Raw genomic sequence first — 25,860 nt, 5'->3', positions numbered from 1 at the left:
ACGATCAGCCCTTGATACCGTAATGCGCCAGCATGGCGTCGAGCTGAGGTTCACGACCGCGGAAGCGTTTGAACAACGCCATCGGTTCTTCAGAACCACCGCGGGTCAGAATGTTATCGAGGAACGACTGACCGGTTTCACGGTTGAAAATCCCCTCTTCTTCGAAGCGGGAGAACGCATCCGCCGCCAGCACGTCGGCCCACAGGTAGCTGTAGTAACCCGCGGCATAGCCACCGGCAAAGATGTGGCTGAAGGCGTGTGGGAAACGACCCCAGGTAGGGCCAGGCACCACGGCGACCTGTTTCTTAATTTCAGCCAGCGTTTCAAGGACTTTCGCCCCCTGCTCCGGGTTGTACTCCGCATGCAGGCGGAAGTCGAACAGACCAAACTCCAGCTGACGCAGAATAAACAGCGCCGCCTGATAGTTTTTCGCCGCCAGCATTTTATCCAGCAGCGCCTTCGGCAGCGGTTCGCCGGTTTCATAGTGACCGGAGATAAACGCCAGCGCCTCCGGCTCCCAGCACCAGTTTTCCATAAACTGGCTCGGCAGTTCGACCGCATCCCACGGTACCCCATTAATACCGGAAACACCGGCAGTTTCGATACGGGTCAGCATATGGTGCAGACCATGACCGAACTCGTGGAACAGGGTAATCACTTCATCGTGGGTAAACAGCGCGGGTTTGCCGTTCACCGGACGGTTAAAGTTGCAGGTGAGATAGGCAACCGGCTTTTGCAGCGTGCCGTCGGTTTTACGCATCTGGCCGACGCAGTCATCCATCCACGCCCCGCCGCGTTTATGTTCACGGGCATACAGGTCGAGGTAGAAGCTGCCGCGCAGCGCGTTGTTTTCGTCATACAGCTCGAAGAAACGGACTTCCGGGTTCCAGACATCCACGTCGGTACGTTCTTTCGCGGTAATGCCATAAATTCGTTTAACCACTTCAAACAGGCCGTTAACGGCTTTGTTTTCCGGGAAGTACGGGCGCAGCTGCTCGTCGCTGATGCTGTAGAGGTGCTGTTTCTGTTTTTCGCTGTAGTAGGCGATGTCCCACGGCTGAAGCTCATCAACGCCAAACTCGGCTTTCGCGAAGGCACGCAGCTGGGCCAGCTCTTTTTCACCCTGCGGGCGGGCGCGTTTCGCCAGATCGGTTAAGAAATCGAGCACCTGCTGCGGATTCTCTGCCATTTTGGTGGCCAGTGATTTAAAGGCGTAGCTTTCAAAGCCCAGCAGTTGCGCCAGTTCGTGACGCAGGGCGAGGATCTCTTCCATCACCGGCGTGTTATCCCACTTACCGGCGTTCGGCCCCTGGTCAGAGGCGCGGGTGGAATAGGCGCGATACAGCTCTTCACGCAGCGCCTGGTTGTCGCAGTAGGTCATCACCGGCAGATAGCTCGGGATATCGAGCGTCAGCAGGTAGCCCTGCTGCTCTTTGGCTTCCGCCTGAGCCTTCGCCGCCGCCAGCGCGCTTTCCGGCATACCTGCCAGCTCGGCTTCATCGGTGACTAGCTTCGTCCAGCCCATCGTGGCATCCAGCACGTTATTGCTATACAGGTTCCCCAGCTCGGACAGGCGGGTGGCGATTTCGCCATAGCGCTGCTGCTTCTCTTTCGGCAGGCCGATACCGGACAGCTCAAAATCGCGCAGCGCGTTGTCGACCGCTTTTTTCTGCGCCACGCTCAGGGTGGCATAGGTGTCACCGTCCCGCAGGTCGCGGTAGGCCTTATACAGGCCTTCATGTTGGCCAACCCAGGTGCTGTATTCAGACAGCAGCGGCAGCGTTTGTTCGTAGGCTTCGCGCAGTTCCGGGCTGTTTTTCACCGAATTCAGGTGGCTGACCGGCGAAAAAATACGTCCCAGCACGTCGTCCACTTCGGCCAGCGGCTGGCAGAGATTTTCCCAGGTGTACGGCGCACCCTGCGCCACGACGCGTTCCACGTTTTCACGGCAATCGTTCAACGCTTTGGTCACGGCGGGAACAACATGCTCAGGCTGAATTTGGGAAAACGGCGGCAGTTCGAAGGGCGTCAGTAATGGATTGGTCATATGCGCAGTCCTGGTCTAAGAAAGAAATGAAGCGCTCAACGGCGCTTTAGCTATGGATCTAGAATGGGGGATAGTTGGCTGAATTTCAACGTCAGGGCAGGATGTTCCGCTCTCGATGGACGAGGGCGGCAATCCTGGCGGATCTGCGGTAAACTATCGGCTATCTTGTTTACTTCCCGGAATATCCGTATCCATGCTCAGTTATCGCCATAGCTTTCACGCAGGCAACCACGCCGACGTCCTAAAACACACCGTTCAGAGTCTGATCATCGAGTCGCTGAAAGAGAAAGAAAAACCGTTTCTCTATCTGGATACTCACGCCGGTGCCGGCCGCTATCAGCTGAGCGGCGAGCACGCCGAAAAGACCGGTGAATATCTGGAAGGGATCGCCCGCATCTGGCAGCAGGATGACCTGCCAACCGAGCTGGAGCCCTATATTTCCGTGGTTGAGCATTTCAACCGCAGCGGCCAGCTGCGCTACTACCCGGGTTCACCGCTGATTGCCCGCCAGCTGCTGCGCGAGCAGGACAGCCTGCAAATGACCGAGCTGCACCCAAGCGACTTCCCGCTGCTGCGCTCAGAATTCCAGAAAGACAGCCGCGCGCGCGTTGAGCGGGCGGACGGCTATCAGCAACTGAAAGCGAAGCTGCCGCCGGTTTCCCGTCGTGGTCTGGTTCTTATCGACCCGCCGTACGAAATCAAAAACGACTATCAGGCGGTCGTGAGCGGCATCGTTGAAGGGCACAAGCGCTTTGCGACCGGCACCTACGCGCTGTGGTATCCGGTGGTGCTGCGCCAGCAGATTAAGCGCATGATCCACGATCTGGAAGAAACCGGCATTCGCAAGATCCTGCAAATTGAGCTGGCGGTGCGCCCTGACAGCGACCAGCGTGGTATGACCGCTTCCGGCATGATCGTCATCAACCCGCCGTGGAAGCTGGAAGCGCAGATGAACAACGTGCTGCCGTGGCTGCACGCTAAGCTGGTGCCTGCGGGCATCGGCCACACGTTGGTGAACTGGATTGTGCCGGAGTAATCACAGGCATCGGTGGAACCTATCAGTTTCAGGTATACAATCGCGAGTATTTTGGCGGGGAGCATGACGCTCACCCGCTCGACATTGAACGTTTGAGGAGCGGCCATGACCAAACATTACGATTACATCGCCATCGGCGGCGGCAGCGGCGGTATCGCCTCGATTAACCGTGCGGCCATGTACGGCCAGAAGTGCGCGCTGATTGAAGCCAAAGATCTGGGCGGTACCTGCGTGAACGTCGGCTGCGTACCGAAAAAAGTGATGTGGCATGCCGCGCAGATTCGCGAAGCGATTCATCTGTATGGCCCGGACTACGGTTTCGATACCACCATTAATCATTTCGGCTGGGATAAGCTGATTGCCAGCCGCACCGCGTACATTGACCGTATCCATACCTCCTATGACAACGTGCTGGGCAAAAATAAGGTCGATGTCATTAAAGGCTTTGCGCGCTTCGTCGATGCGAAAACCATTGAAGTGAACGGCGAAACGATCACCGCCGATCATATCCTGATCGCAACCGGCGGCCGTCCGAGCCACCCGGATATTCCCGGCGTTGAGTACGGTATCGACTCCAACGGGTTCTTCGAACTGCCAGCGCTGCCGAAACGCGTCGCGGTAGTCGGTGCCGGCTACATCGCCGTTGAACTGGCTGGCGTGATTAATGGCCTGGGCGCAGAAACCCACCTGTTCGTGCGTAAACACGCGCCGCTGCGCAGCTTCGACCCGTTGATTGTCGATACGCTGGTGGAAGTGATGAACGCCGAAGGCCCGCAGCTGCACACCCACGCCGTTCCAAAGGCCGTGGTCAAAAATGCCGACGGCAGCCTGACGCTGGAACTGGAAGATGGCCGTAGCCAGACCGTTGATTGCCTGATCTGGGCGATTGGCCGCGAACCGGCGACCGACGATTTCAATCTGGCAGCAACCGGCGTAAAAACCAACGATAAAGGCTACATCGTCGTTGATAAGTTCCAGAATACCAACGTACCTGGCATTTATGCTGTGGGCGATAACACCGGCGCGGTTGAGCTAACGCCGGTGGCGGTCGCCGCAGGCCGTCGTCTGTCAGAGCGCTTGTTCAACAACAAGCCGGACGAGCATCTCGACTACAGCAACATTCCGACCGTGGTCTTCAGCCATCCGCCTATCGGCACCGTCGGTCTGACCGAGCCGCAGGCGCGTGAACAGTACGGCGACGACGCCGTGAAGGTGTACAAATCCTCCTTCACCGCCATGTATACCGCTGTAACGTCGCATCGCCAGCCTTGCCGTATGAAGCTGGTCTGCGTGGGCCCGGAAGAGAAAATTGTCGGTATTCACGGCATTGGTTTCGGGATGGATGAAATGCTGCAAGGCTTCGCGGTTGCACTGAAGATGGGCGCAACCAAGAAAGACTTCGACAACACCGTTGCTATTCACCCAACGGCTGCGGAAGAGTTCGTGACCATGCGTTAACGCGGGCCGCCTAGATGAAAAAGAGCCAGACTTCGGTCTGGCTTTTTTATGCCGGTGATCCGGTGAGCGGTAGGCCGAATAAGGCGTTTACGCCGCCATCCGGCAATCAGAACCGCCAGTTGATGCCGGTCAACAGAGTAAAGCTGTCATCGCGGTCGACCATCGGGCTGTTTTTAATTTCATTGGGCAGCACGCTATAGGTCGCATTCGCCATCAGAATCAGGCTACGGGTCAGCGGATATTTCACCGTCAGGCCTACGTACGGCATCCAGCTCTCCGCTGGCGACCACGTCGCTAAGCCGCTACGCCGGGACTCTGCGCCCGACACGCCATAGTAGTAGCGGTTAAAGCGGTCATCGTAATAATAGACACCCGCCGCGGGAATCACCGACAGCTTGCCCACCGGCAATACGCGGAACCAGGACAGCTCGCCAACCCAGCCATCGCTGTTGTCCAGAACATCCGCCGCCGCCGACAGCTTCAGGCTGCCCCACTTTTCATGGTGATACCATGCCATGCCCGCCATGGCGGTACTGTGACGCTTATCCAGCTGCTTCATGGCGCTATCGTCGTTATCCGACGGGTCAAAGGTAAGCGGCATCCAGGAAGCGGTCAGGCTGACTTCATCACGTGGGGTTTTAAAGAGCGCGTAGCCTAATGTGGTCTGCCGAATATAAAAAGAATCACCTTCATAATTTACGATAGGCACCGCATGGGTATTTTCATTATATCCACGCCAGGGTGATTCATTATAAATAACTCCGGCACCAACGGATAATTCTGATGCCACAACATTGGACATAAATGGCGCTAACAAAAGTAGCAGCGCGCTGTGCTTAATTGACATTCCCGTTCTTCCAACCTACTATCATATCCTGATAGAAAATATGATAATATTTGTATTTATATTGCTGCAATCGCAATATTTATATAGAACTATATCAATTTATATATAGAGCCAGGCAATGAAGAAACTCCAGATTAAGCCGCAAGAATTAAAAATAATATCGGTGATTGCTGCCAGCGAGAACGTCAGCCACGCCGCCACTGCGCTGGGCATGGCCCAGGGCAACGTAAGCAAGTATCTCGCTGATGTAGAATCTAAAATTGGCCTGAAGATTTTTGAACGCAGTTCCCGTAAACTGTCGCTAACCCGTTTTGGCGAGGCGCTGATCCCCTATGTCAACGAACTGCTGGAAAAAGAAACCCAGCTAAATAATTTCATCGCTGACTATAAGCATGAAAAAAAAGGTCGGGTCACGGTTTATGCACCGACGATGATTAACGCTTACCTGGCTCGTAACGTTGTCAATAAAATAAAAGATATCGGCAATATTAATTTATATTTAAAAACATTTAACCTGGAACGAAAGTCTTTATATGAGGGCTCTGATTTTCCTGATGATTGTGATATTTTGATTTCCTGCGTACAGCCTAAAAATGAATCGCTGGTCGCCAACTATATCACCAAATATGTCCTCAGCGCGTATGCCAGCCCTCGCTATCTGGCACAACATCCAATGAGTTCGCCGGACGAGTTGGCACAGCACTCCTGTATTCTGATGGATTCCATGATGATCGACGAGGCCAATATCTGGCGCTTTGGGCTAGCCGGCAGCGAGGCATACCGTGATTTTCGCGTTGAGGGTAACTACATTTGCGACAATACCCAGTCAGCGCTTGAATTGGCGCGTAACGATCTGGGGATCGTCTTTGCGCCAAAGAGTAGCGTACAGGCCGATATCGAATCCGGTCGTCTCGCACCCTGCTTTGCCCAACAGTATGAATGGTGGCTGGACCTGGTGGTCATCTACCGCAAGCGTGAGTACCAGCCCTGGCGAGTACAGTACATCCTGGATGAGGTGTTGGCTGAGCTTCGCCGTCAGGTGGCGCAAACCCAGCAGCCCTAGCGTCAGCAAAAAAACACCTCGGCAAACGCAGCAAAAGTTTGCTCATTTCATATAAATGATTACTATTCTCATTCTTATTAAAACTATCCCGACCTCAGTTTCGGGAAACGCTTATCTTATGATGGAGTTGAGAATGGTATCGTTCAGTCTGCGTAAAACGGTGCTCTGCGCCGCGCTCATCACCGCTTTTACCGTGCCCGCCCTGCCCGTAGCCGCCGAAAATACGCAGCCTGGCAACACTGCTGGCACGCTAAAAACGACGTCTTCTGTCACACAGCGTGAACTGGGCGATGGCCTGTATGAAATGGCGCTATTCCCGGCAGACCACGCGCTTTACGTAGCCAGCGCCCAGAGCTTTAAAGGGACCAACGGCGGCGTGATTTATCGTCTGGACCCGACCACCCTCGCAACCACCGGCATAACTCACACCGACCTCAAGAATTTCGGCATGGCGGTCGATGATGACGGCAAAACGTTCTACGTAACCAATTCACTGGACGGCGGTGTGTCAAAAGTGGACGCTAAAAGCGGTAAAGTGCTCCAGCGTCTGATCCTCGGCGGCAAAGGGAAAGAGGGTCATCCGGCCGGGGCGCGTGAAGTTCTGTTCCATAAGGGTATGTTGTTCATTGGCCGCGTGGCCGATCCGGGTTCTATTTCGGTCGTCGATGCCAAAACCATGACCCTGAAAGCCACTATTGATAATGCAGGTAAATGGGTTACCGGTATTATTTTCTCACCGGTCACCCAGCGCATTTATGCAACCAACGGCAGCGGCGAAGTGCTGGTTATTAACCCGCAAAACAACAAGATTGAACAGCGCTGGACGCCGGGCGATGGCAAAGAGTACCTGCTGCTGAATATGGCGGAAGACCCCAAAACCGGCCGTTTGTTCGTGACCGACGATTCGCAGGGTAAAACGACGCTGGTCTTTGATGAGCGCACAGGCAAAGTCATTAAGCGTATTGCCGGCGATGCGCTCGGTATTAAGTTCGATGCGAAACGCAACGCGATTTTCATCAGCCAGCGCGAGGCGAAAAAGGTGCTGCGTCTGGATGCTACCGACTATAGCGTGAAGCAGAGCTGGGATTTCGCTACGCGCCCGAATAGCCTGCTGCTTTCAAACGACGGCAGCGCGCTGTACGTGACGCTTAAGCAGGATTTCAACAAAGATCACTCAACGAAAGGGCCGGATAGCATCGTGCGGATCGCTCTGGATTAACCCTAACCTGCACGTCATCAGGCGTGCAGGTTTTCCGCCCTCGGTATCCTCGCCGCCGTTTATCACCGCTGTCCCCACCTAACCCTGAGAATAATGCAGTTTTTTACCCGCAGGACAATTAACCACTTTATTTTTATACTATTTTCTTATTCCTACCGCTGCGATTAATCATAAATTTAAAAAAATATAACCACCAATGATTATATTTATAACCCATAATGAGCACTCATCTACTACTTTATTTTTTATGCTACATACCCACCCTATCCATATCCGAAGTATGTTATTTTGTGAGCGCAGAAAATTAAACAATTCAACTTTCTGAATTAAACAATACGGTATATACAGGGATATTACCCCTACGTATAATTTCGCGCTGTCATACATTAAGGTCAGGTTATGCTCAAGCACGTTCAGGATATGGCGCTTTTTGCGCTGCAGGTAAAAAACGGTTCATTTACCAAGACCGCCGCTGAACTGGGCATGACCAAATCACGTATCAGCCAGAGAATCAGCGCCCTTGAGGAGTATCTCAATCTGCGTCTGCTCAATCGCACCACTCGTAAGATTTCACTCACCGCGGACGGCGAGCGCTATCTGGCCTACTGCCATGAGGTTGTAGATGCCAGCATCCGCGGTGATAAAACGGTACAGGCGCTGCAAAAGCGAACGGGCGGGAAGCTGAAAATCATTGCGCCACCTGGATTTATGGCCAGCATTTTACCCGCAGTACACCATCAGTTTTTGCAGACGCACTCGGATATTGAGCTTCAGCTGATTACCGCCGACTCCTTTTACGGCTCGGTTGGGGGTGAATTTGACGTTGCCTACCGAATCGGTAAGCCATCGGATGATACCTGTATTGGGCGCCACCTTGGGACCTTTAGCCGCTTCATTGTCTGTACGCCAGCGTATCTGGCGCAGCGCGATATCTCGCGTCCGGAAGCGCTTCAACGCGGCGATCTCATTACCCATCGTACCTGGAAAAGCATCTCGCTGTTCCGGAACGATGAATCCTATGAGCTCATCATGCCGCTACGGCATACCAGCGACAACCTGACCTACATTCTGCAGCAGGCGCTTCAGGGAACCGGCATCGCTATCCTCCCGGAGTATATTATTAAGCCTTATTTGCAAAGTGGCCAACTGGTCACGTTATTGCCACAATGGGCTGTGCAAAAAATAGATCTGTGGATGATTTATCAGAGCAAAACGCATAATCCCGCAGTACTACGCGACTATATTAACTTTATCACCCAATATGACGTTATTCATAACGTCATATAAAAATCGATGCCACTGCATCACATATTCCACCCATCAAATTGAATAAGTAACAAAAATGACAACAACCTCTCTCTCTTTGGAAGAAAAATCGCTACTGATTTTCAACCAGCAAATTAAAATGGATAAATACTGGAATACCTATTCCATGGAGCTTATCACTCAAATCACCGCAACCGGCCGGGTATACCATCATCATATTCAGCCCAGCGAAAAAGGCCGCCTGTGCGTAAATGTCTTTAACGGCGTGAACATCAATATCATTCGTTCACGCGTTTTTGGTGAAATTCAGATTCGGTTCGAAGTGGAATCCGAGGAGCTGGGACGCATCGATTTGCAGCCGGCCTGCATTGACGTCCACGGTCATCTCGATCGGCATATCCCGGTACAGGATAAAGTGAAGGTCTTCGAGCACTATCTGGAACGCCTTCAGGTAGTGTACGACACCATTTTAGCGCTATCACCCGAGAAGGCATAAAACCATGATCGTCAGGCCGGAGCAAAGCTGGTTGCGCAAACTGTTCTCATGGCGCGGTTCCATCATGAGAAAAATCGCTCCGCAGCTTTGTTTCTTTATCGTACTCAATATTGCCTATCTGTACTTACTGCCGCTGCTGCATCTGCACGGCATTATTGCCAAAGAAAGCTCGTTCTATTTTATCGGCATCTCAATATCCATCTCAGTGTTTCTTGGATTTCGCAACAACACCGCGTGGCTGCGTTACTGGGAAGCCCGTAAACTGTGGGGCGACCTGCTGATCGTCAGCCGCTCGCTGATGCGGGAAGCAATCAATACCACGACGGCAAGTACGAAGGATAAGAAAGAACTGCTGGATTTGGTCGTGACTTACTGCATCACGCTAAAGTCCAGGCTGCGCCACGGCCCGGTGCCGGTTTCCCGCATGCTGGGCTATCAGCAGCTCACCACCCCCTGCAACGCGCTACTGCAAAATATCGGGCTATGGCTTTATCAGCACCGGCCAAACGAACTGGTGTACCGCAACTTTAACCACTATCTCAATCAGATGGGGACCATTCAGGGCGGCTGCGAGCGCATTAGCAACACGCCAATCCCCTACGCGTATTCGCTGCTTCTGCATCGTACGATAGGCATCTTCTGCGCGATCTATCCGCTGCTGCTGATTCATGACTTCGGTTTTTTGACGCTGCTATTCTCCATCTTCACTACCTACGCGCTGCTGGCGCTCGACGCAATTGCCACCGAGCTGGAGGACCCTTTCGGTACCGAAGATAACGATCTGCCGCTCAGCGCCATTTGTAATGCCATCGAGATAGATCTGCGGGAGATGCTGCATGACGGACTCATCCCGCCGAAAATGAAACCGGACGCAAACTATCGCCTGCTGTAAGTGCGTTACGCGACGACGTCGCGTAACTCCGGTTAACGAATGACCTCGTAAATCGCCTTCTGTATCCTCAGCCATTTTTTACTCTCGGCATCGCCCGTCGCCTTGCTACGTCGCTGCGCGTTATCCACTGCCAGCCGCTGGCGGGCCACTACCGCCGGCGTGGTGCAAAAAGCCTGCAGATAGGATTTTCGTACCGTATTCAGCGGCGCGCCCTGAGACAGCTCGTGGGTCAGCGTGTTGATAAAGCGTCGACACGGCTTCGGCTCATTCATCTGGCGCCGATAACGCAGCAGCAAATTCAGCACTGTCTCGTGCCCTGCGGACATGGCCAGCTCGCTCCATGACACCTGCCAGTTCATGCCGCCGCGTAAAAACAGTTCGGCCACTTCGATATTGTTGCTATCGATAGCCGAACGCAGGGCGTTGCTGTCCCAGAGAATACCGCGGCGGGCCAGTATTTCCCGAGGAGAGACCGCTGCGAGCGGCTCGGCGACGATCGCTGCGCTGGCGACCGCTAGCGGCTGCGTTGGCTCCGGTTCCGGCAACGCCGTCAGCAACCCAATCGCCCCCAGCGTCATTCCCAGCACCGTGACCCCCACTGCACACCACAGCGTCACCGCGATCATCCGTTCACGCACATCAGAATGCCGTCGCGGCTGGTGTAACTCGCGCTCAATACTGTCTGGGATCGGCCGCGTATCCGGCCCATAAGCGTGTACGTAGTCCTGCGCCCGAGCCCAGAATTGCTGAACCTCACCGCCACCGGCAGCCATTAAACTTGTCGGGTTAACGCGGATGCGCCCCTGTTCATAGGCTCGCTGCACCGGCGCGGTGATCTGCTGGGCATAAAGATCCAACAGCAGGCATTCCATTTCACTCAGCGAATGACGGGCCAGCGCAGAATTGCGCATGCGGCGGATATCATCAAGAAACAGATGCAGCGTTACGCGCTGCTCAACCAGAAAAGTCAGCGCCGTCGCATAGTTAAACAGCGCGGCGTAATGGCGAGAGAACACCTTTTTATCGACAATCAGCAGCGCCACCTCACCGAAAGTCATGCCGCCCAGGCTCTCGCCCGACGGGCTACGAGAGGACCAGCGGGCGCAGGCCTGCGGGCCAAACAGCGACTTTAACGCATTGTGCAAATGCGCTTCGTCGGGCCAGGCCTGAACCACCAGGCCGCGCAGCGTCAGCTCGATAGTACGAATCTGGCGCAGCGCATGTTCCTGAAGCTGTTCGGCATCGTCGTCATAGCCCGTGTTATACATCAGCAGCGGCTGCTGCCGTTTGATGTGCTCTAACGTCACGACAAAACGCAGCGCGGCAATCAGCTGATTTTCCGTGGCCCCCTGCCCGTGTTCGTAGGAGGGAATGCCCTGTTGCAGATGGCGAAGTTGCAGCATAAATTCGCTCAGCTGGCTGTCGTTAATACGCAGCTGTCGGGCCACCGCGCCCCAGCCGCCAAGGTTCATCCGTGCCTGGTCTAACTGTTCCAGAAACCAGCGGGGATCTTTGCCTTCCGTCACGCGAAGCTTAAGCAGTGTGAGTATTTCAATGGAGGCCTGACGAATGATGCTCAAGCAATGTTCGAAGTGCTGAGCAACCTGACGCGATGACGTCGACATCTTCACGTTCCTTAACCAACAGCAAGGCCATTTCGCCTTTGGATTAATATGTTGTTTTTTTGTTATTTTTGTCGTTACACCATAGACCAAATCAGGCAAATTAGCAGTCCTGCCCCCTCCATGCGAATGTGAAATTATGACCGCGCTCACCACGAAACGATTAGTCTGCACTCCGCTTGTCGACAGCGACTGGCCTTTCTTCCTCTCTCTGCAGCAGGACCGTCAGGTGATGCGCTTCGTGGCAGACGATCGCCGCGAGCAGGAGATCCGCGCCGCCTTTGACGCCCGACTGCCCCACTGGTCCCCCGGCGATACGCACTGGCTGTGTCTGCTGGTGCGCGACGCGCAGAACGTGCCGCTGGGCATTACCGGCTATATCCATCGCGACGTCGACTGCGCAGAAGTCGGCTTTTTATTTGCACCGGTCGCGCAGGGCAAAGGCTACGGCAGCGAATCGCTGCGCGCGGTGTGCGATTTCGCTTTCAGTACGGGCGGTATACGCCGCCTGACCGCCACGGTGACGGCGGGCAATATCGCCTCCCGCCGCACGCTGGAAAGGCTTGGTTTCCGTCTGGAGGGCGAGCTACGAGAAAGCTATTTCCTTGCCGGTGAGTGGCGCAACGACTGGCTGTTTGGCCTACTCAGTCACGAATATGATAGTTCACCGTCATCCGGCCAATAGTCGGGGGCGCACGACTCTTTTACACTCCTTTCTTCACCAGAAGAGAGGGCTTCATGTTCACAGGCATCACCACGCCCAGCGCACAGGGGCTGGCATTGATTAAGCGCTTTCAGGGGCTTTCGCTGGAAAAGTATCGGGACGCGGAAGGGATGTGGCTGATCGGCTACGGGCATCTTATTCGCGACCAGGAGCGTTTCGACACACGCTTAACCTGCTCGCAGGCCGAAGCGCTGTTCCTGCAGGATGTGGAAGCCTATCGGCAGCGGCTTTGCCAGTGCATCGACGCACCGCTGGCGCAGCATCAGTTCGATGCGCTGCTGTCGCTGGCCTTCAGCCTCGGGCCAGAAGGCATCGTGCGTTCGGCCATCGTACAGGCTATCCAGCGACGGGATTTTCACGCGGCGCGGGTAGCCTGGCAGCAAGAAGGCGAGCGGAAAACCAGCCTGGCTGTACAGCGCCAGGCTGAAGCTGTGTTATTCCAGACAGCCCGGTGGTAAATCCTGACAATGGTTGAGCATCATCGCCGCCTGGGTGCGGTTTTTCACATCCAGCCGGCGGTATAGCGACTCAAGATGCGCTTTTACCGTACCGGCGCTGATATTCAGGGTTCGGCTAATCTGTTTATTGGTTTCACCGTTCGCCAGCAAAATTAATATTTCCCGCTGGCGCTGGCTTAAATGATATAGCCCCTGCCGGGTTTGTTCTTCATTCACCTGCCAGTCGCCCGGCAGGCAAATTAAGCCGCGCAGCACGCTTTTTATCGTCTGCACAAACACTTCCACGCTGGCGTCGCGCGGAATAATAGCCTGCACATTCAACGCCAGCATATTGCTGAGCCATGCCTGGCGGTATTCATTAACAATGATGATGCCTTTCGATTCCGGAAACTGCTGGAACTTCTCTTTTAACAGCCACTGACAGAAATCTTGGTCCATCTCGCCGTCAAGGATGAGCAGCGCATCCGGATTCTGCAGCAGTTGCCGCCACAGGTCATCGGCCTGGCTGACGGCGAAAATATCAATTCCCGGAATATGTTCCTGTAAGCTAACTTTCATTCCATGAATAAATATTGACTGCCTGTCAAACATGACTACCTGCATAACGCTTTCCCCATAGAAAAATCAACGCGTCTTATTGGCCGAAAGAGTAATCCTCGCGGTATAAAATAAGAACTCGCCGTTTGGCCTGGGGCATTCTACGTAGATATTGAGTAATCTAAACATTACGATTATGAATGCTTACAACCCTTGCTTTGCAAGCATACATTCATATAGCTCATTACATCTGAATTAAGGAAAAGATTAAGGCAAGGGCAAGGAATGAATATTAATTTTGAGGAATATAGCGAGTAGCCGGGCAAATAAAAGCCGGAGGCTGAAATAAATCCGGTTTCAGACTTATTTCAGCACAATTCGTTCAGCTAGCCCGATAACAGGGCCTGTGACCGTTTACAGGAACATGCCGCCCGAAACTTCAATCCGCTGCGCGGTCATCCAGCGTAGGTTATCGCTCAACAGCGCGGCAATTGCACCACCAATATCATCCGGCAAACCGGCGCGTCCCAGCGCCGTTTGCGAGGCGACGTATTTGTTGAGTTCTTCGTTATCACGCAGACGCCCGCCGCCGAAGTCGGTTTCAATCGCGCCCGGCGCGATACTGTTCACCGAGATTCCGCGCGCGCCCAACTCTTTCGCCTGATAGCGAGTCAGTACCTCCATCGCCCCTTTCATCGACGCATAGGCCGCATACCCCGGCAGAGCAAAGCGCGCCAGGCCGGTCGAAACGTTAAGAATTCGCCCACCGTCGGCCATCAGCGGTAGCAGTTGCTGAGTCAGGAAAAACGGCCCCTTAAAGTGGATGTTCATCAACTCATCAAACATGGCTTCCGACGTCTCGGCAAACGGGGCGTACAGGCCGATACCGGCGTTGTTCACTAAATAATCAAACGTCTCGCGTCCCCATACCTGCCGGAGCTGTTCTTTAACCTGTTGGGCAAAGTGAGAAAAGTCTGCGGTATCGCTGACGTTCAGCTGTAATGCCGCCGCTTTCGCGCCCATTTGCTCCACTTCGGCGACGACCTGTAGCGCAGCATCGCGCTGGCTGTGGTAGGTAAAAATAATATCCGTGCCCTGTGCGGCGAGCTTCAGCACCGCATTTTTTCCCAATCCGCGGCTGCCGCCGGTCACAATCGCAATACGCTGGTTCATAGGAAACCTCATTTCAGGTGGTGTGTACGTTGAGAACAAGCTTATTAGGTGATAAAAAAACAATAAATGCCCAAAATTGCGCTTCACTGTCTCAATTACGACAACAATAGGTCATCCTGATGGATAAAATTCACGCAGTGCAGCTGTTCATCCGCGTGGCAGAGCTGGAGAGTTTTTCACGCGCGGCAGAGACCCTGGGCCTTCCTAAAGGTAGCGTATCGCGGCAGATTCAGGCGCTGGAAAACCATCTGGGCAGCCGCCTGCTGCACCGCACCACCCGGCGCGTGCTGCTGACCCAGGACGGTATGGTCTACTTTGAGCGCGCCAAAGATCTGTTGAGCAACCTGGAGGAGCTGGACAGCCTGTTCCAGACCGACCCCAGCAGCGTTAGCGGACGTCTGCGGGTGGATATGCCGGTTGCCATTGCGCGCAATGTCGTCATCCCCCGGCTGCCAGATTTTTTACAGCACTATCCGGGCATTGAGCTGGAGCTCAGCAGCAGCGATCGCCTGGTGGATGTCATCCGTGAAGGTTTTGACTGCGTGGTGCGCGTCGGAGCGCTGAAAGACTCCGGGCTTATCGCCCGCCCGCTGGGAAAACTCACCGTCATTAACTGCGCCAGCCCGTCGTACCTTGCCCGCTTCGGGTATCCTGAATCACTGGAAGATCTCAGTAGCCATGCGCTGGTACACTATGCGGTAAATCTCGGCGTGCGGCCGCAGGGCTTTGAAGTGGCAAGAGATAACGGCAGCCAGTGGGTCAAAACCGGCGGCGTACTGACGGTGAACAGCACCGAGACCTATCATGCCGCCTGCCTGGCGGGGCTGGGGATTATCCAGGTACCGCGCGTCGGCGTACGCGAGGCGCTGCACGGCGGTAAGCTGATCGAGATACTGCCGCAGTATCGGGCAGAGCCAATGCCCGTATCGCTGCTCTACCCGCACCGCCGCAATTTGTCGCGCCGGGTACATCTGTTAATGGAATGGTTAACCGAGGTGCTGCGAGACTATGTTGATTGAGCTTTTCCGGATGGCGGCGTAAACGCCTTATCCGGTCTACAACCCCGTAATGCGCCAGCGTAGGCATGATAAGCGAAGCGCCACCAGGCGAGCCGAACGAGGCGAGCCGAACGAGCCGTGCACGCACCGACGTCGGGGAACCCTCTATACTTAAGTAAACGCAATAAAAAGGACATTCTTCCTGATGACGTCGGAAAACAACGACAAACGTCTACAGCAAAAGGCCAGCAAAGCGCTGGATACCGTCACCAGCACGGCGCAAAAAGTTCAGCGCAACCCGGTTATCGCCCACCTGCTCCGCGCCGCCGAACGCTTTAATGACCGCATGGGCAACCAGTTTGGCGCGGCAATCACCTACTTCTCGTTCCTATCGATGATTCCGATTCTGATGGTGTCGTTTGCCGCTGCCGGTTTTATCCTCGCCTCGCACCCGACGCTGTTGCAGGATATCTTCGATAAGATCCTCAACAACGTGAGCGATCCGACGATGGCGGCTACGTTAAAAAGCACGATCAACACCGCCGTACAGCAGCGCACAACCGTCGGGCTGGTCGGGCTGGGCATTGCCCTTTATTCGGGCATTAACTGGATGGGCAACCTGCGCGAAGCTATCCGCGCGCAGTCGCGCGACGTCTGGGAGCGTACGCCGCAGGATCAGGAAGCGATTTGGCTTAAATACGTGCGCGACTTTATTTCGCTGATTGGTCTGCTGATTGCGCTGATCGTCACGCTGTCGATTACCTCCGTCGCCGGATCCGCCCAGCAGATGATTATCTCTGCGCTGTATCTCGACAGCATCGAGTGGCTTAAGCCTGCCTGGCGACTGATTGGCCTGGCCATCTCTATTTTCGCCAACTACCTGCTGTTCTTCTGGATTTTCTGGCGTCTGCCGCGCCATCGGCCGCGAAAAAAAGCGCTGCTTCGCGGCACCTTTATCGCCGCCATCGGCTTTGAGGTGATTAAAATCATCATGACCTGGACGCTGCCGACGCTGGTGAAATCCCCCTCCGGCGCGGCGTTTGGCTCGGTACTGGGGCTGATGGCCTTCTTCTACTTCTTCGCCCGCCTGACCTTATTCTGCGCCGCATGGATTGCCACCGCCGAATACAAAGACGACCCGCGCATGCCGGGAAAACCCCAGCGTTAACGGCGCCGCTGGGCTGAAAATTTCAGTCCAGCGATTCGTTTTAGCATATAAATCCAGTTAGTAACTTTTATTTAACCAAAAACCAGTTTTATCATCCAAGTTATAAAAAATGTGAAGCATTTCATGGATGCTAAATTCCCGGTATAAAAATTATCCACTTTTTCGCCCGTTATACGCCATTTTACAATCCTGTTACAGATTGAAATGTCGCTTTTGCTATGTCTAATATGGCCTTTCGTTCGCTATAAATATTAGAAATCACTATGACCAGCACAACACTCGACAACGAACAGGCCACCGTACCGGTTAACTCGCGTAATAAGGTCGTCGTCGCTTCACTCATCGGCACTGCCATTGAGTTCTTCGACTTCTATATCTACGCTACCGCAGCGGTAATCGTATTCCCCCATATCTTCTTCCCGCAGGGCGATCCGACGGCGGCAACGCTGCAATCGCTGGCAACGTTCGCTATCGCCTTCGTCGCTCGCCCTATTGGCTCCGCGCTATTCGGCCATTTCGGCGATCGCGTGGGGCGTAAAGTCACGCTGGTTGCCTCGCTGCTGACCATGGGCATTTCAACCGTGGCGATCGGCCTGCTGCCGAGTTATGAAACCATCGGCATCCTGGCACCGGTACTGCTGGCGCTGGCGCGTTTTGGTCAGGGCCTGGGGCTGGGCGGTGAATGGGGCGGCGCGGCGCTGCTGGCCACCGAAAATGCCCCGGCGCGTAAGCGCGCACTATACGGCTCATTCCCTCAACTGGGTGCGCCAATCGGCTTCTTCTTCGCCAACGGGACCTTCCTGCTGCTTTCATGGCTGCTGACCGACGAGCAGTTCATGTCCTGGGGCTGGCGCGTGCCGTTTATCTTCTCTGCGGTGCTGGTGCTCATCGGCCTGTACGTACGCGTATCGCTGCACGAAACGCCGGTGTTTGCCAAAGTGGCCGCCGCCGGGAAACAGGTCAAAGTGCCGATGGGCACGCTGCTCAGCAAACATGTCCGCGTGACCGTACTCGGCACCTTCATCATGCTGGCGACCTATACGCTGTTCTATATTATGACCGTCTATTCAATGACCTACAGTACGGCTGCCGCACCGAACGGTCTGGGGCTGCCGCGTAACGAAGTTCTGTGGATGCTGATGCTGGCGGTGATTGGTTTTGGCGTGATGGTACCGATTGCAGGCCTGCTGGCGGACCGATTTGGCCGTCGCCCAAGCATGATCGTCATCACCAGCCTGATCATCCTCTTTGCCCTGTGCCTCTTCCAGCCGCTGCTGGGCTCCGGTAATCCGGCGCTGATTATGCTGTATCTGCTGGTGGGCTTGAGCCTGATGGGTCTGACCTTTGGTCCTATGGGGGCGCTGCTGCCGGAGCTGTTCCCGACAGAAGTCCGTTATACCGGAGCCTCCTTCTCCTACAACGTGTCGTCTATTCTGGGCGCATCCGTGGCACCGTATATCGCGGCCTGGCTGCAAAGCAACTACGGATTGTTCTACGTGGGTGTGTATCTGGCCGCCATGGCGGCACTGACCTTAATCGCACTGCTGTTGACGCACGAAACGCGTCACGAATCCCTGTAAGCACCTCTTCGCTGGCCTACGACGGCGTGGGCCAGCGTCATCCTAAATCAATCATCAGCGTGTCCAGCGTCGACATCGGCACCGGCCGGGACAGAAAATAGCCCTGTGCCGCATGCGCCGGCGATTGCTGAACTTCTCGCCACTCCTCCAGTGTTTCAACGCCTTCAACGATAACGCCTTCGCAGTAGCGGTTCATCAGCTCCAGCAGCAGGATAAACAACTTGCGACCTTCCGGGGTTTTGCGCAGCATGATGAACAGATCGCGCGCCACCTTGATATAGTCGTAGCGCACCTCATTGAGCGCCGAGAAGTTCGCCATCCCGGTACCAAAGTCATCCAGCCACAGCGGGCCGAATTCGCACAGCGACGCAACCGTTGAGTCCTGCGGCAGCGGCATATGTTCAACCAGCTCAAAACGCAGCCACGGCAGCGTTTCAATCATCGTTCTCAGGATCCTGTCCTGGCGCATTTCCAACAGCGTCGGCGCGTCGACGTTAACCGACGCCAGCACCTTGTTCTGCACAAAAAAGTGTTTCTTTTTTGCCAGCATCGCCACCTGTTCTTTGATGACGTGGATCCGCTGGCCGATAGAGACGGCGGCAAAGTAACGATCCGGGGCAATACGCTTTTGCGGTTGAGAGGGATGGGTCACTATCGTTAGCACTTCGATCGCCATCAGGCGGCCTTGGGTGGTGTAGATAGGCTGGTAGGTATAGACGCGCTCACACTCTTGCCAATAACGCAGCTGCTCGAGGCTTTCTCGCTCCGCATCAGGAACTCTCGCCCGCTGGCTCACCTGCTTTAACGTCATTTAAGCTTCCTGTGAATAGAGGGTCAGAGGGTCTGGTGTTTAGGTTATCGGCGTGCCGATTGAGAACTTTATGTTCAATGTCGCCATTTTATTTTTCGTAGACGATGACAAATACGTCGTAATACGCGCTAGCTCAAAAAAAATAATGGAACGTTGTTTTAATATAGTTGACCACCGATTAGCCACAGCGCACACTACGAAAAATTTACCGAATCAGGTTGATGACTATGTCTAAAAAAATTGCCGTGATTGGCGAATGCATGATTGAACTGTCCGAGAAGGGCGCACAAGTTAACCGCGGCTTTGGCGGCGACACCTTAAATACGTCCGTCTATATTGCGCGTCAGGTCTCCCCTGCAGAACTCAGCGTCAGCTACGTCACCGCGCTGGGTACCGACACTTTCAGCCAGCAGATGATGGACGCCTGGCAGGCAGAAAACGTTAAAACTGACCTGATTCAACGCATGAATGACCGTATGCCGGGCCTGTACTACATCGAGACCGATGACACCGGCGAGCGCACCTTCTACTACTGGCGTAACGAAGCGGCCGCCAAATTCTGGCTGGAGAGCGAGCAGTCTGCCGCTATCTGCGAGCAGCTGGCGAACTTTGACTACCTGTATCTGAGCGGCATCAGCCTGGCGATCCTCAGCCCGTCCAGCCGTGACAAGCTGCTGGCGCTGTTGAAACAGTGCCGCGCCAACGGCGGTAAGGTTATCTTCGACAACAACTACCGTCCGCGTCTGTGGGCTAGCAAAGAAGAGACCCAGCAGGTTTACCAGCAGATGCTGCAATGCACCGATATCGCTTTCCTGACCCTCGACGACGAAGACGCGCTGTGGGGCGAGAAGCCGGTTGAAGAAGTGATTGCCCGCACGCACGCCGCTGGGGTGAGTGAAGTCGTCGTGAAACGCGGTGCAGATTCATGCCTGGTCGCCATCAAGGGCGAAGCGCTGGTCGATGTCCCGGCAGTTAAGCTGCCGAAAGAGAAAGTCGTCGACACCACCGCCGCTGGCGACTCCTTCAGTGCGGGCTACCTGTCCGTGCGTCTGACCGGCGGCGATGCCGCTGCGGCGGCAAAACGCGGTCACCTGACGGCGAGTACCGTGATCCAGCACCGCGGAGCGATTATTCCACGCGACGCGATGCCTGCTTAAGGTTTCGGGTATAAAAAAACCTCTTCCGGTTGGGAGAGGTTTTTTTTCGTCTGGAGGGAGTGCCAGGAATTTGCACGCTCGGTTCCCTCTCCCCTTTGGGGAGAGGGTTAGGGTGAGGGGATACCGCGTGCTCACTGCGCCGGCGGAATATCCGTCACATCCAGGTGGCTATCCTCCGTCACCGCCCCGCCTTCCGGTTTGGTGGCCAGCATGATCTTGTTCCAGGTGCTCTGTAGATCCTTCATATTGAACTCGGGCTCACCCGTCGGCTGCTGTAAAATCAGCGCCATATCCTGCGACAGCTGCTGGCGAAGATCCTGATTCAGCATCTCCAGCGTCAGCGAGTCAAGGAAGCTCTGACGCAGCTTCTGGTACTGCTCCGGCGCGATATCCACCACCTGATTTTGCAGCGAACGCATACGCTGGCTAATCAGCACGTCGGTATCCATACGCGCGTAGGTCGTAAACAGCTTTTGCAGCTCCAGCTTTTTCTGCGCCACCAGCGCATCAAACTCATCTTCCGGCAGGCCGTTCTCACGGACCTCAGCCAGCTCGCGCGCCACCAGCCCCAGATTGCCTTCCAGTTTTTCACCCGGAGAATCGAGATTAATACCGCACTGCGCACGCAGGTACAGCACGCGGCAGTCAAAGCCGAGGCCGATATCCTTCATGTTAGTGCGGCTCAGCTTCTGCTGAACGTGCCAGAACAGCGCCTCGCGGGCCAGGTCTGCGCGCCAGTAGCGCAGCAGCGCTGCCGACTCACGAATCGGTTGCCACGGCGCATCCCACATAATCGAGAGACGGTCCTGGCGCACGGCATTGGTCATAATGCTGACCGCTTCCGGGCGCAGCGGTGACAGCGTCGGCACGGCCGCCGGCGTTTCGCGTTTGCCCTTCAGCCCGCCGAAGGCTTTGCTGATTTGCTCGATGGTTGCACGGCTGTCGACGTTACCCACCACGATCAGCGTCATCGCGTCCGGGGTGTACCATTTCTGGTAAAACTCCGCGACCTGTTTGGCATCCACCGGCATTTTCAGCGGCTCAGCCGGATCGTGCCCCAGCATGGTGGAGCCTTTCAGGCGATAGCGCCACCAGCCTTCTTTGGTATCCTGCGGCCAGGTTGCCACCATATCCTGCACGCCCAGCGCGTAGCTGACGGTTTTCTGGTCGATCTCGAGCTTACCCAGCGAACTGGACAGCCAGTTCAGCGCCTCTTTTTGCAGGTCGCTGCGGCTGTTAGGCAAGCTCAGGTTAAAACGGGTGTAATCATACGAAACAATCGCCGGCGGCAGCGGGCGCTTTGGGTCAATGCTCTGCTGCCACAGAGAACGCGCCTGCATGGTTGGCAAACCGCCGCTTTGCGTCAGCGCGATACGAGGAATAAGGTGGCTGTAGCCAATTTGCTGCGCGCTTTCATTAAGCGAGCCAATATCAACCGAGAGCCGGATTTCGACACGGTCACTCGGGCGCTGCGGCGTGGCCAGAACCTGCCACTGGAAGCCGTTAGGCAGCGTACCTTGTTGCCAGGCCGGGTCCGGCTGGAGCGTTTCTGCCTGCACATAGCTGGCTGCTGCCATCATCAGCAAACCACCGGCTAAAAGTCGAATTTTTGTGCCCTGCATGTGAACCCCTGATGAACGTTCCTGGTTACAAAGGCAACCGCACGCGGCGATTGCCTAAAATAATGAAGTAAATACGTCAGTTAGACCACACGATCGCGAAAACGTCACATGGCTGATAAAAATAAAATGCGCGACAGCCCCAGGCTATCACGGCCAATCAATGACGCCGCCTAATTATGCGCAGGAGCCCGCACTCCAGCAAGGGAGTACGGGCGTAACAGGAGGGATTAAGAGGATAATTCGTGCGATTTGTTCGCGGTCGGACGGTTATTGAGCACGTCGTCCATCTGTTTCGCATCAAGCTGCTTCACGCGCTTGGCAACGACGATGGTCGCCACGCCGTTACCAATCAGGTTGGTCAGCGCACGCGCTTCAGACATAAAGCGGTCAATCCCCAGAATCAGCGCCAGACCCGCCACCGGCAAATGCCCTACCGCCGAAATGGTGGCCGCCAGCACGATAAAGCCGCTGCCGGTAACACCCGCCGCGCCTTTTGAAGACAACAGCAGCACCACCAGCAGCGTCACCTGGTGGAAGATATCCATGTGGCTGTTGGTCGCCTGGGCGATAAACACCGCCGCCATCGTCAGATAAATCGAAGTGCCATCGAGGTTAAACGAATAGCCGGTTGGAATAACCAGCCCCACCACCGACTTGCGGCAGCCCAGCTTCTCCATTTTATCAAGCATACGCGGCAGCGCCGATTCCGAAGACGAGGTCCCCAGCACAATCAGCAGCTCTTCTTTGATGTAGCGGATAAATTTGAAAATGCTGAAGCCCGTCGCCCGGGCAATAGAGCCCAGTACCACGACCACAAACAGGATACAGGTGATGTAGAAACAGATAATCAGCTGCCCCAGTTGCACCAGCGTACCCACCCCGTACTTCCCGATGGTGAAGGCCATGGCGCCGAAGGCACCAATCGGCGCAAGGCGCATAATCATGTTGATAATGCCGAAGATCACCTGTGAGAAGCTTTCAATCACGTTGAAAATCAGCTGACCTTTATTGCCCAGACGGTGCAGCGCAAAACCAAACATCACCGCGAACAGCAGCACCTGCAGGATGTTACCGCTGGCAAACGCGCCGATGACGCTTGACGGGATAACGTCCATCAGGAAAGCGATAATTCCCTGATCTTTCGCCTGTTCCGCGTACATTGCCACCGCTTTTGCATCCAACGTCGACGGATCAACATTCATGCCTGCGCCGGGCTGAATCACGTTAACAATCACCAGGCCAATAATCAGGGCAATAGTACTGACCACTTCAAAATACAGCAGCGCCACCGCACCGGTACGGCCCACCGCCTTCATGCTTTCCATGCCAGCGATCCCGGTCACCACGGTACAAAAGATAACCGGCGCGATAATCATTTTAATCAGTTTGACGAAGGCATCGCCGAGCGGTTTCATTTGCGCGCCAATTTCCGGGTAGTAGTGACCGAGCAGCACACCGATCACTATCGCGGTCAGCACCTGGAAATAGAGGCTTTTGAAGAAAGAGGTTTTCATAGGATGTCCTTAAGCTATAGACACAGGAAAAGTAGGGTTTATTTTCGCCTGTGCGCACAAAATAACATCCAAGAAACATAATCGAAATATTTGTACGTTTATTTGATACTTAATTGTTAAATCTTTGAGCTGACACGCACAATCACAATCTTCAGTCGCTCGGCAGCAGTGATTTCTCCTGGCCCAGATAATCCTGCTCAAACACCTCCATCGGCACCGCGCGGGCAAATAAGAATCCCTGTAGGACATCGACATCTGCGGCACGCAGCCAGGCATATTGTTCTTCGTTTTCAACGCCTTCAGCAACCATTCTCAGGTTAAGGCTGCGCCCAAGCTGGATGATGGCCGCGACCATGCTGGCGTCCTCCGGCAGCGTATCAATAAAGATTTTATCAATTTTCAGGATATCGACCGGAACCGACTTCATATGCTGGAGCTGACGCAGCCCGGCATAACCCATGCCGAAATCATCCAACGCAATGCGTACTCCGGCATTGCGTAACGGACGCAGAATAGCGACCGCTGCTTTCGGATCGTCAATGCGGCGGCTCTCGGTCACTTCCAGTACCAGAGTGCCCGGCGCGATGCGGTAGCGGTTAAGCAGCGCCAGCATGTCGGACACCATATCGTGATGCAGCAGCTGCAAAGCAGAAATATTCACCGACAGCGGCAGCATAATCCCGCGCGATTGCCATACCGCCAGCTGACGACAGGCTTCTTCCAGCACCCAGTGACCAACGGTAACCATCAGCCCGCAGGATTCAATGCTATCAATCAAATCGTTCGGCAGCGCCCAGCTGCCGTCCGGCTGGCGCTGGCGCAGCAGCACCTCGGCGCTACAGACTTTACCGGTGGCCGTTTCAACCTGCGGCTGAAGCCAGAGAGAAAACCGCTGGTTATCGAGCGCCGTCAGAATATCGCTCTCTTCGGTGAGCCGTTTCTGCGCATTGGCCATCTGTTCCGGGTCGAAGAATTCAATCTGATTCTTCCCCTTGCGCCGCGCGGTAAAGGCGGCGGAAAGCGAGCGGCGATAAAGTTGCTCCGCCGTCAGGCCGTCGTTGTACATGGCAATACCAATGCTGGCGCTCGGGCGTAGCTGAATGCCCTGCAGCGGCAACCGTTCATTTATGGTAGTGAGCACTTGCTGACTTAACGTAATTGCATGCCACGGTTCTTTGATGCCGTAGGCCAGAATCGCAAAATCGTAGCCGCTGACCTGTGCCAACACCATACGTGGGGTGATCACCTGCTTAATTTTCTCAGCCAGCGTCAGCAGCAGCATCTCGCGCTGCGCCTCTTTCAACACGCCAGCGGTGTCCTGCAACGTTTCGCAGGCGATGGCCAGCAGCGCAACCGGCGATTTGCGTGCCAGACTCTGCTCCAGCAGCCCCAGCAAGAAGGCTTTATTCGGCAGATCCGAAACCGGGAATCGCGTTGACTGACTGCTCAGCTCGTCATACTGGCGCAACAGCGCCTGCTGGTTGCGGTTATAGCTGCGTACCAGCGTACCTATCTCATCGTCATGGTGCAGGCGCGGCAGCGCGAGCTGGTGCCCGATACGATCGGCCCCCGGCAAATCGTGAATTTCATAGGCAATGCTGCGCAGCGGCCTGACGATCAGCCTGTTGATGCACCAGGTCAGCGCAACGGTGAGGATCAGTACTAAAAGGAAGTAAGCAGTCACTATCGTTGCCAGGGCGCTCATCACAAACTTATACATGCGCCAGGAGTCAGCCTGAAGCACCAGATACGCCAAGGGCTGCGGATTTGCCGGGCGTTCCAGCGAATAGAGCGGCAGCGAAATCTGCACCGGCAGCTCGAAAATTCGCGTGATGTTCACCGGCACGGGACGCTCCGGAATAAAGCTCATGCGCAGCGCCTGAAACTGGTTGGGCAGGACGACATCCGCCCGGCTGACAATACCCGACGGCTGAATACGGCCAAGAATGGCTTCGGCTTCGGGAATATCAGCCTTAAGAATGGCAGCCGACAGGGGCTGGCGTACGGAGCGCGCGATACTCTCTAACTGCGTGGCCGTGTTATAGCGATCCTGCTGCACAAAGTGGAACAGTAAAATGAAGCAAAAAATAAATAAAAACAACATGGTAACCACAGCTACCATGGCCATTTGTTTTATAGTAAGTGAACGGCTGACGCGCAAAAGAGCTCTCC

At 55.0% G+C, this 25,860-nt stretch carries 21 protein-coding genes and 1 pseudogene; 13 read left to right on the top strand and 9 right to left on the bottom strand.

From position 1 onward, the window contains the following. Positions 1-4: 4 nt before the first annotated feature. Entirely contained in the window at positions 5-2,047 is a 2,043-nt protein-coding gene (gene prlC, locus H7R56_RS01670) for an oligopeptidase A (protein WP_106925053.1), read from the bottom strand. A 193-nt stretch (positions 2,048-2,240) separates the two neighbouring features. Between prlC and H7R56_RS01665 the strand changes: the two genes are divergently transcribed. After that, on the top strand, positions 2,241-3,083 hold the full coding sequence (locus H7R56_RS01665; RefSeq protein WP_106925052.1) for a 23S rRNA (adenine(2030)-N(6))-methyltransferase RlmJ: 843 nt from the start codon (positions 2,241-2,243) through the stop codon (positions 3,081-3,083). Between the two features lie 105 nt (positions 3,084-3,188). Next, positions 3,189-4,541 (top strand): glutathione-disulfide reductase, encoded by a 1,353-nt coding sequence (gene gorA, locus H7R56_RS01660; protein ID WP_106925051.1) that lies wholly within the window; start codon positions 3,189-3,191, stop codon positions 4,539-4,541. 106 nt (positions 4,542-4,647) lie between these two features. Here the strand turns inward: gorA and H7R56_RS01655 are convergent, their stop codons facing one another. Then, positions 4,648-5,388: a MipA/OmpV family protein gene (locus H7R56_RS01655; RefSeq protein WP_106925050.1), complete on the bottom strand. Its 741-nt coding sequence runs from the start codon at positions 5,386-5,388 to the stop codon at positions 4,648-4,650. Positions 5,389-5,506: 118 nt separating this feature from the next. Between H7R56_RS01655 and H7R56_RS01650 the strand changes: the two genes are divergently transcribed. The 5 genes from H7R56_RS01650 to H7R56_RS01630 all read left to right on the top strand — a co-directional run bounded on the left by H7R56_RS01650 (position 5,507) and on the right by H7R56_RS01630 (position 10,324). Continuing rightward, entirely contained in the window at positions 5,507-6,451 is a 945-nt protein-coding gene (locus H7R56_RS01650; RefSeq protein ID WP_106925049.1) for a LysR family transcriptional regulator, read from the top strand. 133 nt (positions 6,452-6,584) lie between these two features. After that, entirely contained in the window at positions 6,585-7,670 is a 1,086-nt protein-coding gene (locus tag H7R56_RS01645; protein ID WP_106925048.1) for a YncE family protein, read from the top strand. Positions 7,671-8,069: 399 nt separating this feature from the next. Beyond that, on the top strand, positions 8,070-8,957 hold the full coding sequence (locus H7R56_RS01640; RefSeq protein ID WP_106925047.1) for a LysR family transcriptional regulator: 888 nt from the start codon (positions 8,070-8,072) through the stop codon (positions 8,955-8,957). A gap of 55 nt (positions 8,958-9,012) precedes the next feature. Next, positions 9,013-9,432, top strand: a complete 420-nt coding sequence (locus H7R56_RS01635) for a hypothetical protein (RefSeq protein WP_106925046.1) — start codon at positions 9,013-9,015, stop codon at positions 9,430-9,432. A 4-nt stretch (positions 9,433-9,436) separates the two neighbouring features. Then, positions 9,437-10,324, top strand: a complete 888-nt coding sequence (locus H7R56_RS01630; RefSeq protein WP_106925045.1) for a bestrophin family protein — start codon at positions 9,437-9,439, stop codon at positions 10,322-10,324. A gap of 32 nt (positions 10,325-10,356) precedes the next feature. Here the strand turns inward: H7R56_RS01630 and H7R56_RS01625 are convergent, their stop codons facing one another. Then, complete coding sequence (locus tag H7R56_RS01625) at positions 10,357-11,949, bottom strand: STY4199 family HEPN domain-containing protein (RefSeq protein WP_106925044.1); 1,593 nt, start codon at positions 11,947-11,949, stop codon at positions 10,357-10,359. A gap of 136 nt (positions 11,950-12,085) precedes the next feature. Here H7R56_RS01625 and H7R56_RS01620 point away from each other — a divergent pair, with 136 nt between their 5' ends. Beyond that, positions 12,086-12,631, top strand: a complete 546-nt coding sequence (locus H7R56_RS01620; RefSeq protein WP_106925043.1) for a GNAT family N-acetyltransferase — start codon at positions 12,086-12,088, stop codon at positions 12,629-12,631. Between the two features lie 53 nt (positions 12,632-12,684). Beyond that, positions 12,685-13,128 carry a lysozyme gene (locus H7R56_RS01615; RefSeq protein ID WP_106925042.1) on the top strand — a complete coding sequence of 148 codons (444 nt, stop codon included), beginning with the start codon at positions 12,685-12,687 and terminating at the stop codon, positions 13,126-13,128. On the opposite strand, the gene H7R56_RS01610 is transcribed toward H7R56_RS01615, so the two are convergent. Both H7R56_RS01610 and H7R56_RS01605 read right to left on the bottom strand, forming a co-directional pair. Continuing rightward, positions 13,105-13,731: a response regulator transcription factor gene (locus tag H7R56_RS01610; protein ID WP_106925041.1), complete on the bottom strand. Its 627-nt coding sequence runs from the start codon at positions 13,729-13,731 to the stop codon at positions 13,105-13,107. The genes H7R56_RS01615 and H7R56_RS01610 overlap by 24 nt on opposite strands. A 348-nt stretch (positions 13,732-14,079) precedes the next feature. Continuing rightward, positions 14,080-14,838 carry an SDR family NAD(P)-dependent oxidoreductase gene (locus tag H7R56_RS01605; protein WP_106925040.1) on the bottom strand — a complete coding sequence of 253 codons (759 nt, stop codon included), beginning with the start codon at positions 14,836-14,838 and terminating at the stop codon, positions 14,080-14,082. Positions 14,839-14,957: 119 nt separating this feature from the next. Between H7R56_RS01605 and H7R56_RS01600 the strand changes: the two genes are divergently transcribed. The 3 genes and pseudogenes from H7R56_RS01600 (at position 14,958) to H7R56_RS01590 (ending at position 18,584) form a co-directional block, all read left to right on the top strand. Then, positions 14,958-15,857 carry a LysR family transcriptional regulator gene (locus tag H7R56_RS01600; protein ID WP_182928497.1) on the top strand — a complete coding sequence of 300 codons (900 nt, stop codon included), beginning with the start codon at positions 14,958-14,960 and terminating at the stop codon, positions 15,855-15,857. A gap of 199 nt (positions 15,858-16,056) precedes the next feature. Beyond that, positions 16,057-17,004: pseudogene (gene yhjD, locus H7R56_RS01595) on the top strand (inner membrane protein YhjD); the annotation flags it as partial. A 257-nt stretch (positions 17,005-17,261) separates the two neighbouring features. Then, entirely contained in the window at positions 17,262-18,584 is a 1,323-nt protein-coding gene (locus H7R56_RS01590; RefSeq protein ID WP_106925038.1) for an MFS transporter, read from the top strand. A gap of 37 nt (positions 18,585-18,621) precedes the next feature. Here H7R56_RS01590 and pdeH read toward each other — a convergent pair whose 3' ends face one another. Further along, positions 18,622-19,395 (bottom strand): cyclic-guanylate-specific phosphodiesterase, encoded by a 774-nt coding sequence (pdeH, locus tag H7R56_RS01585; RefSeq protein WP_106925037.1) that lies wholly within the window; start codon positions 19,393-19,395, stop codon positions 18,622-18,624. A 227-nt stretch (positions 19,396-19,622) separates the two neighbouring features. Between pdeH and H7R56_RS01580 the strand changes: the two genes are divergently transcribed. Then, positions 19,623-20,552: a 2-dehydro-3-deoxygluconokinase gene (locus H7R56_RS01580; RefSeq protein WP_106925036.1), complete on the top strand. Its 930-nt coding sequence runs from the start codon at positions 19,623-19,625 to the stop codon at positions 20,550-20,552. 131 nt (positions 20,553-20,683) lie between these two features. Here H7R56_RS01580 and H7R56_RS01575 read toward each other — a convergent pair whose 3' ends face one another. The 3 genes from H7R56_RS01575 to hmsP form a co-directional block, all read right to left on the bottom strand. Further along, the gene (locus H7R56_RS01575) at positions 20,684-22,174 is read right to left on the bottom strand and encodes a M16 family metallopeptidase (protein ID WP_106925035.1); all 1,491 of its coding nucleotides are present in this window, start codon (positions 22,172-22,174) and stop codon (positions 20,684-20,686) included. 227 nt (positions 22,175-22,401) lie between these two features. Beyond that, positions 22,402-23,688, bottom strand: a complete 1,287-nt coding sequence (locus H7R56_RS01570) for a dicarboxylate/amino acid:cation symporter (RefSeq protein ID WP_106925034.1) — start codon at positions 23,686-23,688, stop codon at positions 22,402-22,404. 151 nt (positions 23,689-23,839) lie between these two features. Next, on the bottom strand, positions 23,840-25,849 hold the full coding sequence (gene hmsP / locus H7R56_RS01565; RefSeq protein ID WP_106925033.1) for a biofilm formation regulator HmsP: 2,010 nt from the start codon (positions 25,847-25,849) through the stop codon (positions 23,840-23,842). Positions 25,850-25,860 lie beyond the last annotated feature (11 nt).

This window comes from Klebsiella sp. WP3-W18-ESBL-02, from assembly GCF_014168815.1.
GTDB classification, from domain to species: Bacteria; Pseudomonadota; Gammaproteobacteria; order Enterobacterales; family Enterobacteriaceae; genus Kluyvera; species Kluyvera ascorbata_B.
The sequence above is the reverse complement of the archived record's forward strand: the minus strand, read 5'-3'. Positions and strand labels throughout refer to the sequence as shown.